Origin of the sequence: Variovorax ginsengisoli (assembly GCF_030486595.1) — a bacterium.
In the GTDB taxonomy this organism is placed as follows: Bacteria; Pseudomonadota; Gammaproteobacteria; order Burkholderiales; family Burkholderiaceae_C; genus Variovorax; species Variovorax ginsengisoli_B.
This window is the reverse complement of record NZ_JAUJZH010000059.1, coordinates 1-14,840: the sequence shown is the minus strand read 5'-3', so window position 1 is coordinate 14,840 and position 14,840 is coordinate 1. Positions and strand designations below refer to the sequence as shown.

13 protein-coding genes and 2 pseudogenes are annotated in these 14,840 nt (G+C 64.8%); 7 read left to right on the top strand and 8 right to left on the bottom strand.

Annotated elements, in window-relative coordinates; genetic code table 11:
• Positions 1–448 (bottom strand): FHA domain-containing protein (locus QZH52_RS38065; RefSeq protein ID WP_301816456.1); only part of this gene is annotated, 448 nt, incomplete at its 3' end.
• Between the two features lie 109 nt (positions 449–557).
• Here QZH52_RS38065 and QZH52_RS38060 point away from each other — a divergent pair.
• Complete coding sequence (locus tag QZH52_RS38060; RefSeq protein ID WP_301816455.1) at positions 558–4,361, top strand: serine/threonine-protein kinase; 3,804 nt, start codon at positions 558–560, stop codon at positions 4,359–4,361.
• A gap of 28 nt (positions 4,362–4,389) precedes the next feature.
• On the opposite strand, the gene QZH52_RS38055 is transcribed toward QZH52_RS38060, so the two are convergent.
• Positions 4,390–6,381: a lipoxygenase family protein gene (locus QZH52_RS38055; RefSeq protein WP_301816454.1), complete on the bottom strand. Its 1,992-nt coding sequence runs from the start codon at positions 6,379–6,381 to the stop codon at positions 4,390–4,392.
• Positions 6,382–6,428: 47 nt separating this feature from the next.
• Here QZH52_RS38055 and QZH52_RS38050 point away from each other — a divergent pair, with 47 nt between their 5' ends.
• Positions 6,429–7,064 (top strand): Crp/Fnr family transcriptional regulator, encoded by a 636-nt coding sequence (locus QZH52_RS38050; RefSeq protein WP_301816453.1) that lies wholly within the window; start codon positions 6,429–6,431, stop codon positions 7,062–7,064.
• A 100-nt stretch (positions 7,065–7,164) separates the two neighbouring features.
• On the opposite strand, the gene QZH52_RS38045 is transcribed toward QZH52_RS38050, so the two are convergent.
• Entirely contained in the window at positions 7,165–7,449 is a 285-nt protein-coding gene (locus QZH52_RS38045; RefSeq protein ID WP_301816452.1) for a DUF2502 domain-containing protein, read from the bottom strand.
• A 177-nt stretch (positions 7,450–7,626) separates the two neighbouring features.
• Between QZH52_RS38045 and QZH52_RS38040 the strand changes: the two genes are divergently transcribed.
• The 3 genes from QZH52_RS38040 (at position 7,627) to QZH52_RS38030 (ending at position 9,681) form a co-directional block, all read left to right on the top strand.
• Positions 7,627–8,028, top strand: a complete 402-nt coding sequence (locus QZH52_RS38040) for a hypothetical protein (RefSeq protein WP_301816451.1) — start codon at positions 7,627–7,629, stop codon at positions 8,026–8,028.
• Positions 8,029–8,112: 84 nt separating this feature from the next.
• Positions 8,113–8,961: a hypothetical protein gene (locus tag QZH52_RS38035; RefSeq protein WP_301816450.1), complete on the top strand. Its 849-nt coding sequence runs from the start codon at positions 8,113–8,115 to the stop codon at positions 8,959–8,961.
• 210 nt (positions 8,962–9,171) lie between these two features.
• Positions 9,172–9,681, top strand: a complete 510-nt coding sequence (locus tag QZH52_RS38030; RefSeq protein WP_301816449.1) for a hypothetical protein — start codon at positions 9,172–9,174, stop codon at positions 9,679–9,681.
• A 303-nt stretch (positions 9,682–9,984) separates the two neighbouring features.
• Here the strand turns inward: QZH52_RS38030 and QZH52_RS38025 are convergent, their stop codons facing one another.
• Entirely contained in the window at positions 9,985–10,383 is a 399-nt protein-coding gene (locus QZH52_RS38025; RefSeq protein ID WP_301816448.1) for a hypothetical protein, read from the bottom strand.
• A 344-nt stretch (positions 10,384–10,727) separates the two neighbouring features.
• Between QZH52_RS38025 and QZH52_RS38020 the strand changes: the two genes are divergently transcribed.
• Entirely contained in the window at positions 10,728–11,720 is a 993-nt protein-coding gene (locus QZH52_RS38020) for a fasciclin domain-containing protein (RefSeq protein WP_301816447.1), read from the top strand.
• A gap of 327 nt (positions 11,721–12,047) precedes the next feature.
• Here QZH52_RS38020 and QZH52_RS38015 read toward each other — a convergent pair whose 3' ends face one another.
• On the bottom strand, positions 12,048–12,266 hold the full coding sequence (locus QZH52_RS38015; RefSeq protein ID WP_301816446.1) for a hypothetical protein: 219 nt from the start codon (positions 12,264–12,266) through the stop codon (positions 12,048–12,050).
• Positions 12,267–12,557: 291 nt separating this feature from the next.
• Between QZH52_RS38015 and QZH52_RS38010 the strand changes: the two genes are divergently transcribed.
• On the top strand, positions 12,558–13,280 hold the full coding sequence (locus tag QZH52_RS38010; protein ID WP_301816445.1) for a site-specific integrase: 723 nt from the start codon (positions 12,558–12,560) through the stop codon (positions 13,278–13,280).
• A 233-nt stretch (positions 13,281–13,513) separates the two neighbouring features.
• On the opposite strand, the pseudogene QZH52_RS38005 reads toward QZH52_RS38010, so the two are convergent.
• The 3 genes and pseudogenes from QZH52_RS38005 to QZH52_RS37995 form a co-directional block, all read right to left on the bottom strand.
• Positions 13,514–13,762, bottom strand: a pseudogene (locus QZH52_RS38005) (hypothetical protein); the annotation flags it as partial.
• A 41-nt stretch (positions 13,763–13,803) separates the two neighbouring features.
• On the bottom strand, positions 13,804–14,337 hold the full coding sequence (locus QZH52_RS38000) for a hypothetical protein (protein WP_301816444.1): 534 nt from the start codon (positions 14,335–14,337) through the stop codon (positions 13,804–13,806).
• Between the two features lie 399 nt (positions 14,338–14,736).
• Positions 14,737–14,840 (bottom strand): annotated as a pseudogene (locus QZH52_RS37995) (IS5/IS1182 family transposase); the annotation flags it as partial.

Sequence of the window (14,840 nt, the reverse complement as noted above, 5' to 3'; positions counted from 1 at the left end):
CGGCGTGCGCCTCACCGAACAAGCGAGGCAGTTCCAGCGCCGACTTCAGGATCAATTGCGGATCCAGCGTCGCGAGGTCGACCGCCGTCAGCCTGAGCTCGGTGGCCATCGTCTGCTCGATCCGGCCGCCGAGCTCGAGCACCCGCAGGCGCAGGGGTCCGACCCGCAGCTCGTCGTGCAGGCGCAGCGCACAACGCTGTCCATGCCCGAGCCTCATGCCGTTCACCAGGGTTCCGACCTTGCTGCGATCCTCCACCATCCAGCCTCGCGCGGTAGGGACGAGCTGGGCATGTAGCCGAGACACGCCGCCCTGGTCGGCGTCGATCGGGATCTGGCAATCGGGCGAGCGCCCGATCGTCACGGGTTCGGCGGTGTGGAAGTCCAGGCGCTTGACGGCACCCGCGGCAGTGGCTTCCAGGATCAGGCGCACGGTCCGCCCGAGGAGCATGGCGCCGGCGCCGGATCCGGATCCGTAGCAGCATCCCGCGATTGGTCACAGACTGTGTCGATGTTCATTGATAATGATTTAAGCACTCCACGATGGTCGCGAAGGCGTCATGTCACAAAAAGAAACTGAAACAGCCCGGCTCGATCTCACGGTCGAGGGCCGCGGCGGGTCGTTTCTGGACATGCTTCAGCAAGCCTCGCCGATCCCCGGCGCACAGGTGCTGGACTCGGGCTTCAGACCGCCGCCCGGAACCAGCGTGCTTGACGGCAGATTCACCATCCGGCGCCAAATCGGCGAGGGCGGCATGGGGCTGGTGTTCGAAGCCTATGACGACCTCAGGCGCAGCGTCGTCGCGATCAAGACCCTGAGTTGGCTCGACCCGGGCAGCGTCTACCGGCTGAAGAACGAGTTCCGTTCGCTGGCCGACATGAACCACCCGAACCTGTGCCGTCTGCATGAGTTGTTCAGCGACGATGGCTGGTTCTTCAGCATGGAGCTCATCGAAGGCGCCCACTTCGACCAGTGGGTGCGTCCCGGCGGACGGCTCGACGAGCAGCGCTTGCGCGCCGCCTTGAAACAGCTGATCCAGGGCGTGGTGGCGATCCATGGTGCCGGCAAGCTGCACCGGGACTTGAAATCGTCAAACGTCCTCGTTCAAGCGGACGGGCGCGTCGTGATCCTGGACTTCGGGTTGGTCCTGGACTGGCACGCCGGCGCGGCCGGGCGCCCGGCGGTCGACGTCGGCTTCAGCGGCACGCCCGGCTACCTGGCACCCGAGCAGACTTCGAGTGCGGCGAACTTGGCCCCGACGACCGCCAGCGACCTTTACGCGATCGGCTCGATGTTGTTCGTCGCCCTGACCGGAAGGCTGCCGTTCGAAGGGCTGCTGAGTGATGTGCTGGAGCTCAAACGGCACCAGGCCGCACCCCGCGTGCACAGCCTGAGTGCGGACGCGCCGCACGACCTTGCCAGGCTGTGCGATGCGCTGCTGCAGCGGGACCCCGCCGCGCGGCCCGATGCAGCCCAGGTGCAGGCGGCCCTCGAGCGAGCGGACACGCCGGGCCAAGTGCCCCCTGTATCGGGCCCTGGACACGCGGACCCGACGGGCGTCGCGCTACGGGCCGACATCCTGCTCGGGCGCGAGAGCGAAATGGCCGCGCTGCACGCCGCCCATGCGTCCATGCTGGCCGGCCGTCCGGTCGCGATGTTTGTCAGCGGCGAATCAGGCATGGGCAAGAGTGCGCTGTTGCATGCGTTCGTCGACCAGGTGAGAGCCAGTGGAGGCTCGGTCGCGCTCGAGGGGCGCTGCTACGACCGTGAGAGCGTGCCGTTCAAGGCCTTCGACTCGGTGATGGATGAGCTCAGCAGCCACCTGCACGGGCTGACGCGCGAAGAAGCCGGCGATCTGATGCCGCGCGAGATGTACGCCTTGGCCCGCCTCTTCCCCGTGCTCGAGCGTGTCGACGCCGTGGCCCAGGGGCCGAGGAAGGTCATCCCCGATCTCCAGGAACTGCGGCTGCGCGCGTTCGCCGCGCTGAGTGAACTGCTCGGACGCATGCGCGACCGGCGGCCGTTGGTCATCTTCGTGGACGACTTGCAATGGACCGACAGCGATTCGATCGTCGTCTTCGAGTACTTGCTAAGCCAGCCGGAACCGACGCCGTTCCTGTGGGTGGCGACGCACCGCAGCGAAGGGGCCGGGGACAACGCGCTCTTGCAGCAAATGCTGGGTGTTGCGGCCGGAAGCCCGCGGGTGGAGTGCCGCTCCCTGCACGTCGGCCCGTTGCCGCCGGCAGTTTCGGTGCTGTTGGCGCAGCGCCTGCTCGGTTCGGCCAGCGCCGCGGACTCCGCGTCGATCGCGGCCGAGGGCCGAGGCAGTCCCTTCTTCGTCGGTGAACTGGTTCGCCAGGCGCTGTCGGCCCGGCGGACGGGGGCCGCCCCGATCGCGCTCACGCTGGGCCAGACCGTCGACAGGCACGTCAGCCTGCTGCCTGCAAAAGCACGCGATGTACTGAATGTGCTGGCAGTGGCAGGGCGCCCGATGGCCGCGCAGCTCGCCGTGGATGCCGCCGATGCCACGCACGAAGCCCTCGACGCCTTGCTGTTCGAGCGGCTCGTACGCACCGCAAGGGTCAGTGCGCACAGTCGCGTGCTGGAGTGCTATCACGACAAGATTCGCGAGTCCGTGGCCGACGCCTTGGCCCCCGACGCCCTGCGCCGCATCCACGCCCGTCTGGCCGAAGCGCTGTCCGCGCAGGAGGACTCGGAGCCGGAGCACCTGGCGCTGCACTTTCACGGCGCCGGGGACAAGCCGCGTGCCAGCGTCTACTACGAGAAGGCAGGCGATGTCTTCTCGGCCGCGCTGGCGTTCGAGTTCGCGTCCCGCCAGTATCGACAGTGCCTGGACCTCATCGGTCCCGAGCCTGCTCGGTTCCGGCGTGTGCAAGTCAAGCTCGCCGCGATGCTGGCATCGATGGGCAACAGCCGCGAGGCCGCAGAGGTCTATCGCGCCGCGAGCATCGGTGCGCCGCCGCAGGAGGCACTCGAACACAAGCGCGCAGCGGCGCATTTGCTCAGCACCAGTGGCTTTACCGACGAGGCGCGAGTCCTGTTGGGTGAGGTGCTGGCCGCCATCGGCCTGTCCATGCCGAGGTCGCCACGGACAGCGATGGCCGCGGCGCTGGCTTCACGCTTCCTGCTGCTGTGCAGAGGGCTGAAGATCGACCCAGCCGCAGTACCCGGACCCGGCGATCAAGCGCGGTTGGGTGCGATGTGGTCGGTGGTTCAGGGCTCCGTCGGCAACAATGCCTTCGTGATGGTCGACATGGCGGCCCGCTATGCGCGGCTGGCCCTGAACACGGGATCGCGTGCGCATGCGGCTCGGGCCCTGACCATGGAGGCCTACATGGTCAGCCTCGACGGCCCGGGCACGCGCGCCAAGACGGACCCGATCATGCTACAAGCCGAGCGCTTGGCCAGCGAGGTGTCGCAGAACGAATTGACGGGGTGGGTGCGCCAGATTCGCGGCTGCATACTGGCTCACGAAGGTCGGTTTGCAGAAGCCCAACCGGTCCTGCAGGACGCCCTGGAGTGGCTGGGCTCCCAATGCGCGGAGGTGCCGTTCGAGTTGGCCGGCACCCAGCTCTACTGCGTGAATGCGGCGAATCATCTTGGCGACTATGCCCAGACCTCGACCACGGCGCCTGGCATCGTCGAGAACGCCTTGCGACGAGGCGACCAGTATCTGGCTTGCGGCGTGGTCGGTTTTGCGGCTCCGGCCTTGCTGGCGCACCGCGGTCTGGCCGACGCGGGCGCGCGGATCAACCAGGCCAAGGCCAGCTATGAGGTTCAGAGCATCTATCAATGGGCCGACTATCTGATCCTCTTGGCCGATCTGAACCTGGCGCTTTACGAGGGCCAGCCGGCGCGGGGCGTCGCGCTGACAACGCAACAGTGGTCGGCGCTTGAAAAAGCGCAGCTCTTGCGCATGAAGACAGCGTTCGGGTTGATGAGCTACTACCGAGCCGGTTGTGCGCTGGCTGCCGCGCGGCAAGGCTCGACGGACGTCGCCGAAGCTCTCGAGATCGCCAGGATGACTGTCGGGCGGATGAACAAGACCCGCCTGCCCCACTTGCCCGGTTGGGCCGCGGTGCTTGAAGCGGGCCTGGCGTGCGAAGGGCGGCAACCGGCTCGGGCGGCAGAGCGGCTGCAGGCTGCGACAGTGACCTTCGACGCCACGGGATTGAAGCTGTACAGCGCCGCCGCGCGGCGCAGGCAGGGGCAGTGGATGGGCGGCGAGGCAGGCCAATCGCTGGTGCTCGCTGCAGAGGCCGTCATGCACGGCCAAGGCGTGATCGACGTCGAAGCGACGACCGAGATGCTGGCACCGGGCTGCCGACCGGAGGCCCGCTGACAACCCGCGGGCCGCGCGGGTTGCCACGCTAGATGCTGATGCTGTTGGGTACCCTGGACGGCAACTGGAAAAGATAGGGAATCGGCCGTTCGAGATTGCGCTGGTGGATCGTGACCTCGGCCTGCGCCAACGCAGCCTGAAAGGCCTCGAGGGCTTTCTGTGCCGGGCTGTGCGCGAAGTGCGGGTGTTGCGGGTTGCTGGCGTAGTGCCCCAGCACGTCGAACTGGACGCTGCTGAGAAGGTACACGAACGACACCGTATACAGCGCGACGTCCAACGGCGGGAGCCACTCCAGGTACTGCGTCTCCTGGTCGGTCGGGTCGTCGCGCGTTGGCGCGGCCTTGTAGATCGCCGCGGCCACGCTGGGCGCGAAGCCCGCGAAGGGATACTGGCCGTAGTTGACCGACGCGTGCAGAGGGCCTGCTGTGTAGATCATCTGCGCGACGACTTCAACAAGTTGGTCCCGGGTCTTCAGCGTCACGGGAAACCCTGGGAGATTGCCGTGCTCCGGGGAGCCAAGTTCGTCCACCCAGGCCTTGAGTTCCCGGTCGGTACCGACCGCGTGGTCGCTGGTGTAGTAGATCGCCACGTAGTCGCTGACGAAATCCTTGATGGCCCGCCACAGCAGCAGCGTGTCGTCGCGAAACGGGTAGGCCGCCAGTTGGTCTGCGTCCAAGCCGCGCAGGGCGAAGACCTGGTCCGGGCTGTTCTCGCCCCAGCGCCAGGCCTTGCGCGCGTCGTTGACCATCTGCAGCGTCCAGGCGATGTTGGCGCCGACGTTGGCGGCCACCACGCCACCCGGGACGATGAGGTTGTGCGAGGCGCCATCGTTGATGCTGATGGTGAACCGCAGATGCGGTTCGAGTAGACAGAACAGCGGGTGTTCCTTCGCCAGCTGGCGGTGCGTGGCCACCGCGACCGCCTCCATGATCAAGTGGCAGTCCCCGAGATGGGCGACCGATTCGTGTTGAATCGCGCAGGCCACATTGACGAAGTACTTGGCGATCCTCCACTTCAACTTGTTGCCGTCTTTCGCTCGGAAAGCATCGTTCGGGCTGAAGATGGCCGAGTCCGGGGTCTGCCCCAACTGGATCGCGATAGGCTGCAACACTCCCGCTCGGCCATTGACCTGCCCGTAGTCCAATGGATAGCCCTCGGGGGGAGACTCGTTCCAATAGAACAGGGCGATGGGCGACGGCAGGTAGCGGTGCTTGTCGTGCAGGCAGCTCTCCTTGAATTCCAGGTCCCCGTCGCCGATCAGCGCGGCGTAGTCGCAGGCGTAGAGCTTGCCGTCGCTGATCATCTTGGACAGCGAGAGGGAGGCGCAGCCGTATCGACACAGGACTTCCACCACATCGGGGATCGTCATCTTCGCCTTCAGCTCGCTCCATGCCAGGGCCTTGCTGCCCGGCGCCTTGTGGTCAACGACGCGGCGCAAGTTGGTCGTGTTGAAGCCGGCCAATTGCAGATAGCCGAAGAACCAATCCTGCTCGCATGGCCTGCCTGTCCCCCGCATCCAGGCCTTTTCCTCGATCGCCATCATCTGGGGCTTGGGCAGCGTGTCGACCAGTCTTTCGTAGTCCGACTCGTCCTTGGCCTGAAGCTGGTCCGGCCGCAAGATGTCGAACAAGGTCGACTTCAGAATCGCCGTCGGACCTTCCTGTGCCGCCTCGGCGGCCGCTGCAAACATGCCTTCGACCAGCCGTTGGACATCCTCTTTGAGCTGGAGCACACCGCCGAAACCCTTGTCTAGATCGGCCTTGATTTCTTGCTTCAGCAATCTGCGCACATTCACGGCGAAGTTCTCGGCGATCTGGGCGCTGGTCTGCGCGACCAGCGCGTTGTAGGCGGCGCTGAACTCCTCGCCAAGCGGCACGCCCGCGCACATCGGCACCGCCTCGAGATTCGGGTAGCTTCGAACGTAGTTGTAGGCCGTGCGGGACAACGCCAGCTGCGCCTCCCGTTGCGCCGCGCTGTCTCGATCTGGCAAGGTGGGAACAGGAACGTACATCGCTGGCATGATGGGATCTCCGGGTCGGCAGACAGTTACACAAGCTAGGAGCAGGCATGTTCGAAGGGGCGAGCGCAGACAGTTCCGGCGACTTCCTGGCCGAGTTGGCGCGGCTGGGCGAGACGCGCACCTGGGAGCCTGGTGCTTCGGTGGTGGCAGAGGGCGACATTGCTGATTGCATGTATCTCATCCACGAAGGCGAGCTGCGCGCGTTCGTCGCAGGGGACGGCGGGCGCGTGGTGGAGCTCAACACGCTGCACGCGGGTGAGCTCTTCGGCGAGCTCATGCTCAGCGGTGAACGCCGCTCCGCCACGGTGCAGGTCACCACCCGAGCACGCCTGACGCGCGTGACACGGGCCCAGGCCGAGCGCGTGCTGGCGCAGCGGCCCGAACTCGCGTTCCAGTTGATCCAGCGCTTGGTGCAGCGCGTGCGCACCCTGACGCGCACTGTGGGGCGCCTGGGTTCGGTGGACGTCTATGGCCGGCTCGTGGGGCTCTTCGACGCCTTGGCGGTCGAAGACAAGGGCCTGCGCGTGGTGCCCGGGCCGTTGAGCCAGCAGCGCATCGCCGAACGCCTGGGCGCCTCGAAGGCGATGGTCAACCGGCTGCTGACCGACCTGACCAAGGGTGGCTACATCGAAGTCTCGCGGGAGCGCATTGTGCTGCTCAGAAAGCTGCCGCCGAAGTGGTGAGTCACTCGCAGACTGAAACTTCACTGCGATGGCCAGTGCAGCGACGCGCGCATGGCCAAGGCGTCATCAGACGCAGCACGCATCCTGACTCGCGCGGCGTTCAGCACTTGCCCTTCTTGGCCTGCCCTGGGGGGCAGCCGCCATTGCCCTTGCCCCCTCCGGTGTAGTACTTCTCGCCCTTGTAGCCGTTGTGGTTCTTCCAGTACGTCGGGTCGCGGTACTGGTAGCCATCCCAGTAGTAGCCCCGGTTGTCGCGGCTGCCAAATGTCACGGTGACGCCAGGGGCCGCGATCCGGCCCAAGCCGACATTGACATTGATGTCAGCGGCCAGGCTGCCGAGCGCGGTGGCCGCGAGCAGCGCGGCGCTAATCGAGTGTCTGATCACGAAACTCCTCCAAAGTCAGTTGTCGGCTGCGACTGCCCTCCATGGCGCGAAGCGACCCGCTTCCGGCTTCGAGCGCCGCCGCGGAGCATAGGAGGAATCGGCGCCCCCTGCAAGGAACGCCGGGTCAATACCGGCGAAGCATCGAGCCGATCAGGGTGTCGTGACCGCAGGGACGTATTGCGCCAGAGCAGCCACCTGCGCAGCCGTCCGAGCGACGTGTGCCGGCATGGGTCTCCTGCCGCTGCGTATGACCGCGGCGACGCGGGCCTGTCCGGCCTGGGTTTGTCCATGTTCGGGCCGGCGCGACTGTTCGCCCTGATCCCAGGGGATCATCAGGACGGTGACATCCGCGTGCGCAGCGACGACGCCTACGCATCATCGATGCCGCCAAGATCGAAAGAATGGGGCAGCGGCGAAGGGATCCGACTCAATCAATTTGTGTTGATTGAGAATTTAAGCATTCAAAAAATCATCCGGCGGCGCGCAGCGTCGTTGCAGCTGCTCGGCGTGACGGACCAGGCCGGTTCGCCACGACCCTTCAGTTCCACGTCCATCACCAGGCCCGTCGGTCAATATTGAACGCGGGTGCGCCGGGCAGCCCAGGCGCCGCGACCATGCCTTCCACGGGCAGCCACCGCAGACCGTTGAAGGAGGAGAGCCCCGATGAAATCCCAGCTCGGTTTCGCAGACCGCCGCGGTCCGCGCTTCGCAACCAGTCGGCTGCGTATCGTTCTGCTCTTGCTGGCCGGCATTTTGGCCTTGGGCACGGCGCATGCGGATCGCGAATGCCGTTCGCTCAAGCAAGCCATCAGCGGCACGACACAAGCCGGCTATACGGGCTTGTTCTATGCGAACGAGATCGCGAGGGATGGCAGCGCCTTCGATGGGGTCTCGACCCGCAGCGCTCTGAGTTCGCGCGTGCGCGTCGAGCTGGAGGCGATGGCCGCGATGTCCCTGGACGCCGGAACCATGGCCGAGCAGGCCATGGACAGCGGCGCCATCCAGTCCGGCGAACGAGACCGATTCGTCGCGCAGCTCCGGCAACGATTGCGCGCCAGTCTGCTGCGTGCGCACGCCAGTGCATCGTGGCTCGTGCTGCTGGTCCATCCGACGACCCGAAGCGGCGTCCTGCTGGTGCGCGAATACGAGTTTCCGCGCGACGGGCTCGATGGGGTCATGAATGGCGCGGAGCAGGTCTGCGTGCGCGAACGTCTCGAGGAGGTCACATTCTGGCCGACCGAACAACCCTCGGTGCCGTCGCTTCTGAAGGGACCCGAGCATCCGGACTGTGGATTCGCCTCAAGCGCGGGCGTAGGCTGTGCGGGGCTGGGCAACCAACTCGCACTTGCCGCGTCGGAAGGCGAATCGGTCTTCGCAACGGCGCGCGGCACGACGGCGCTGTGGGTCTACACGCTCAATTCCCGCACGGGCAAGGGCCGGGCGCTGCGCGTAGGCCCGGAGGGAACGGCGCTTCTCGACACCTGGCTCTTCAATGCGGAGGCTCGCCAGTGAATCAACACCCCTGCGTCCACCGCCGTGGATCGAAAGCTTCGTCATGATCCTCGCCACATGGGTCCTTCATGCACGAGGCGCGTGCGGCATCTCTCTCGCATGCCGATGCAGGCATTCCAGCCCGATCCTGCTTCGCTCCACCCAGTGATTCCGGCACTCCCAATATCGGCGCCCCACGCGTCGGACGCACTAATCGCCGGGCTCTATGTCTTGACCAACGCGGCGCGGATCTTCACCTACGTGCCGCAACTGAGGGCGGTCTGGCGCAGCGCTGACGGCGCACGCGACATCTCCCTGCTCACCTGGGGCTCCTGGGTCGTGGCCAATGCGACGGCTGTTGCCTACGGGGCCTTCGTCGCCGGCGACCTGTTCTTCACGCTGATCGCGACGCTCAACCTGGTGTGTTGTGCAGCGGTGACCCTGGTGGCCGCTCGGCGCCGGCGAGCGTTCCAGGCCGCCGAGGCTTGTCGCACTGCCACCTGGTGTCGAAAGCGGTCAGGAATTCGGTTGCAGAACTTAAGACCGCGACCGCGAGCACGGCTGCGCATGCCAGAAAGCAGCCGCTCGGCGCCGCTCTCGCCTCAAACCGAAAGTTGTGAAGAGGACTTCTCAGCGGCTGTCGTCGCGGTATTGCTAGCCCCGGAATGCGCCTGTCGAGAACGAGTTCGCCTTACCATCCGACAACCGCCGGCCTGCGCCTTTGCCGGTCGTCTGGCTTAGGCGGCTTTTTCCGCCGCGGGCGCTGGGTCTGAAGGCCGGGTTGCCCGGCTGCACGGCCATTGAGGTGGAAAAAGTGAACCAGGCCACTGTATTCGTCGTCGACGACGACGCTGCTTGTTGCGACTCCGTTCGCGAACTCCTCAGACGAGGCGGCCAGCTATAACTTGATTGCGACTGCCCCGCGCGTCCCTGGTCAGGCCCCGGCAGCGACCGCGGGTCAGACGTAGCCTGGACTGTTTATTCGCTGGAGCCGGGAGACGCCGCCGGGCTGCGGAGCCACGCGATCCGGACGCGCGCAATTGATCAGCCGCCGCCGCTCTTCAGTCTGGACAGCGCATCAAGGCGGCGCAGCGCTTGCCGGGCGGCGGCCAGTTCTGCCGTCTTGCCGGCCTGGACCTCGAGGTCGTCCAGCGCTTTCGAGATGGAGGCAAGGTCATCGGGCTTCGCAGGTGCGCGTTTCGCAAGAGCGGGCACGTCCTCCTCGGAAATCACCTCGACGTCGGGCGTTGCTTTTTGCTCCGCGGCGCCCGGCGTGGTGTATCCGCCTTTTGACGATTTCGTCAGCAGGGTGCCGCGCTGGAAGAAGCGGAACCTGGCGCCAACGGCAACTCGCTGAACTGCATTCCCACATGGTAAGGCCGGGCGTGCTCTGTGTACCGTGGCTGTCGTCGCGATAGGACAGATCACCGTGTCTTCGAACAACCCTAGCAGGCACCGCCAGGTCTGTCGCATTGGCGCGATATGCCGCCCAAGGGCAAGTCTGGGCTGCTATGGGCACCACTGCCTTGGTATCGGCCATCCAAACTGGCGGCTCCTCGGCAACCGAACGATCGAAATCGGGCTCACAGCGCGAGTTCGGCCAAAGGGCGTGTAGGACGGCTACCGCTGCATTGGGCGATGGCGCCGATATAGCGGTCGGCGGGTGCCTCGGCCGTCGCCTACACCCGGCAGGTTTGATCCTACTTTCCCAAGCGAATGGAGCTTGCCAACGGCACCGCAGCCCAAGCCCATCCTAGTTGTCACTTGCTCTTACTCAGGAGATTGCCATGTCGCATTTGTTGCAGCGCCGCCGCCAACTCATCACCTACGGAGCAGCCGCACTGGGCGGAGCACTCTTTCTGCCCGGTTGTGGCGGCGGCGGGAGTGGCGGCGGGAGTGCTAACCAAACTATCGGCACTCAAGTGGACCAGCGCAAGAACCTCATGAATCTGGCCGAGTCGAAGCCGGAACTCAGCGTGTTCGTCGAGGCAGTTAACGCCTGCGGCCTACGCGATAAGATCTCAGCCTCCGGCACCAACACTGTGTTCGCGCCCACCAACGACGCCTTCAACGCCTTGTTGGGCGAGATGGGGAAGAGCAAAGACCAGCTTTTCGCAGACACGGCGACGCTGACCGTGATCCTGAAGTTCCACATTTTGGCCAAGGCCCAGTTCACCGAGGCCATCGTGGAAGGTCACGCCATCAACCCCATTGGAGGTGGCTTCTTCAAGATCGACAAGGAAAACAACGTCTTCAAGGCCACCGATGGCCGTAACCGCGTCTGTACGCTCGTCGGCACCGACATTGTGGCGTTGAACGGCGTCTTGCATACGCTCGACCGCGTGATGCTGCCAGCCAACATGGACATCCTGATCACCTGCCAGTCGACGCCGGAGGTCAGCACCTGCGTGCGGGCGATCAACGCCGCAGGACTTTCCGATACGCTCGAGCAACCCGGCCCCTTCACCTTCTTCTGCCCGAGCGACGCAGCTTTCGCTGCGGTGGTGGTCGAACTGAACCTCACGCTGGAGGCCTTCTTGGCCGACACTGCGCTTTGCAAAAGGGTCATGACTTGCCACATGGTGCCCGCGCGCAGGTTCAAGAAGGAATTCGACACCGACGCACCGGTCACCACCGTGCAGGGCTCGACCATCAAGATCAACGCCAACTTCCAGGTGATCGATGCGCGTGGCCGCGTCTGCAACCTGACGAGAGCGGACATTATCAACATCAATGGGGTCGTTCACATCTGCGATAAGGTGATCCTGCCGGCTGCCTAAGCGCCAACGCCGGGCTTCAGTCGAGCACGGCCGCGTGTTCGGCGCGCGGCTGAGCGCGATGGCCTTCCCGTCGCCATCGCCGTCGCGGTGGGGTGTGCCGGACTAAATCACATGCAGTATTGGGCCCACGAACTTGGCCCCGACGGCAAACGCAAGTTGCCGATGCCGCCTGCCTGGGGAAGATCCAGGCTGAGAAAACGGAAAAGCCGCCTCGGCGGGCGGCTTGCTGGGGACGCACCTTCATTGGCCCCTTTTGCGTGCGCCCACACCGCGCGAATGCCATTCCGCCGAGTGTATCCCGGGACCGTATTTCGAAGGTAAGCCAGGCTAGATGGCGCGGGTGATCTTGACCCTGTAGTAACGTCTGCTTCCACTCTTCGACTCGCGTTCGGCTTCCGATGCGATGCAGTCGTCTCGCACCCCTCCGATAAGGGATTCGACGAGCTGATGGAACGTCTCGGGATCGTCCATGCCGATTGCACCAGAATGCAGCCAAAAGCAGGATCCCACGGGTGTCTTGGTCAGTAAATCGTTGAAGCGGTTCATAGGATCGCACCCTATCACCACCTAGCAATCAAGTCACCCACGAAAAAGCCCTGGCTGTTTCCAGTCAGGGCAAGAGGTCGGTGGTCGACCTTGGAGAAAGGTGCTTACTATTTAGGTACGCCACCATGGACGAAGTTCCAGAAACGAAAAAGCCGCCTCGGTGGGCGGCTCAGAGGCCATGCATACGAAGGCGCCTTGATTTGACTACGACGGTTCGTACTCGGCCAACACTGGGTCGAACGGCGCATCGCACACGGGAAGCACTCGGCGGCGGTGGCGGCGGTTCTGTCGATGGCTCACCACCTGGCCAAGCAGCCCAACCCGTGCACCGACTCGGCGGTGAAGGCGCTCCCGAGCAAGACGCGCAAGGCCTACGCCAAGCGCAACGCCACGCCCCACAAGCAGCGGGCCCTGACCAAGGAGCCGCTCGAGGCGGTGCTGGAGACATGCGACGACTCGCTCAAGGGAAAGCGTGATCGCGCCCTCCTCCCCTTCGCCTGGTCGTCTGGCGACCGCCGGCGATCGGTGGTCTCAGAAGCGGTGTTCGAGAATCTACGTCGCGTCGATGAAGGCGGCTGCCTCTACACGCTGGCCAACTTTAAACCGAACCACAGCGGCAAGGTGAAGCCCGAGGATGTGAAACCCGTAGTCGGCACCGCGGCCCACGCGATGGAAGCCTGGCTGAAGGCCAGCCGGATCACGTCAGGCCCCCTCTTCCGCCGGATAGACAAGGCCGGGCGCCCGGGTGAAGACGCCCTCACCGACACGGCCATCCGGGATATCGTGAAGACGCGATGTTCGCTCGCCGGCGTTGGCGAAGACTTCTCGGCGCACTCGCTGCGGTCGGGCTTCGTCACCGAGGCTGGCCGCCAGAACATGGCGCTGCAGGAAACGATGGCCGCGACTGGCCATCGCAGCATGGACGTCGTGACGGGCTACTTCCGCGCCGGCGCGGCCCAGGCGAGCGCTGTGGCGCGGATGATGGATGCCGGGAAGCCGCCGCCCAAAGACTGATATGGTCGCTCTCGTCAAGGGGCACGAGATCGAATCGTTGAGCCAGTGACATGGTGATACGGCACAAGTCTGGCTGCTGCGACTGTGGGGCAGACTGATATTCGTGGGTTGGCTACCACCGTGCATCGATCCGTCTTGGAAGCTACATCGCTCTAGTGACGCAGGTTGGCCCTGAGGGGGTTCTGTGGAGAGTCCAGGTGAGGGTTCTTCCTATCGTGATCGTGCCGCACACCTCATGTCCTCGTGTCACTGGCATCCCCGTCATTGCATTGCATTGCGGTGCTGGGCGCAGTCTGCTGCGCAATGAACCAGAGGGATGCAGCCAGTTCCCGCGCCACCGCCACGCAGACTTCATTGGCCTGCACGCCTCGGCCCGACAGTTGCGCGAATCGTGAACACAGACGTACCGGGGCCTTCGACGCGTGCGGATGCCCGGTGGCAACGCCTCGCAGCGGTTGCGCAGGTTCGTTGCTGATGCGCGCCAAGGCGTTGCGACGGGATTCCGCTCAAGTCCAATCACCCGCTAGTTCAATGTGACCACCACGTGGGTTTCGGGCCCGCTGCGCATGACCAGGTTGACCGGATGCAGTGCCTCCCCGGCACCGCATGCAGTTGCCGACTTCAGCAGGGGCGCCAGCGTCCCTGGCACCTTCTTCCTGAAGGGTCCGACCGGCATGCACACCGCGACGCCGACCACGCCGGCATTCTTCTCGTCTCGGTCCCTGTAAAACCTGTCGTTGACAGGAAAGGATTCCGGACGGTACGGACCGTCTGCCGTGTCCTTGACGAAGATCGACAGATATGATTCCCATCGATCACCTACATCGACGTTCACGCATGCGCCTGGCCCCATGGTGTACCAGCCTTGGAGTGTCACTTGGCACTGCGACGGCTGAAGCTCGCAACTCGCATCCGCTTGTTCCGAGTGCTCGTGGATGACGGCAAGGACGACGTCGGTCAGACGTCCGTTGCACAGCTTGTTTGTTCCCGCTGCGCCAGCGTGTAACGCAACGGAAAGCAGCAGAACGCCGAACGCCGGTTGCACGATTTTTTTCATGTTTCCTCCTGGGGAGTTTGCGCGTGGTGTAGAGATGTCGAACTTCGCTGAGTCGTAGGCGCTCTCGACCCTGGCCGCAGCGACAGGGTTGGCCGACCACCAACGGTTCTAGAAAATGCATCCAACGGAATACCGAAGGCGTAGGAAGGCTCCGTGTCCTCGGACCGGAATATGCCTTGGCTCACAGCGACTGGCCCTGCGAGGGCGCAAATGCGAGAGCCGGAGATTCCGACCCTGGCTGGCAGTTTGTCGCTGGCCGGCGTGCCCCTTTCTCCCTCTGAGGTGCGAGCCATCCAGACCGGGCGAGAGTCAAATCCCCCGGGCTGGATGAAAAGCCGACCACGCTCCCCTCCGAGTCCGGCCGGCCTTGGCCCGCTCCGCAGCGTTGAACATTAGAACTTATCCGTAAATTATGTTGACGTCGGCAGGTACCTTGCGGAAGGCAATGATGGCAGCGGCAAGGTGGTTGAGGGCGACGAAGCTGCGCTCGAGTTTCTCGTAGC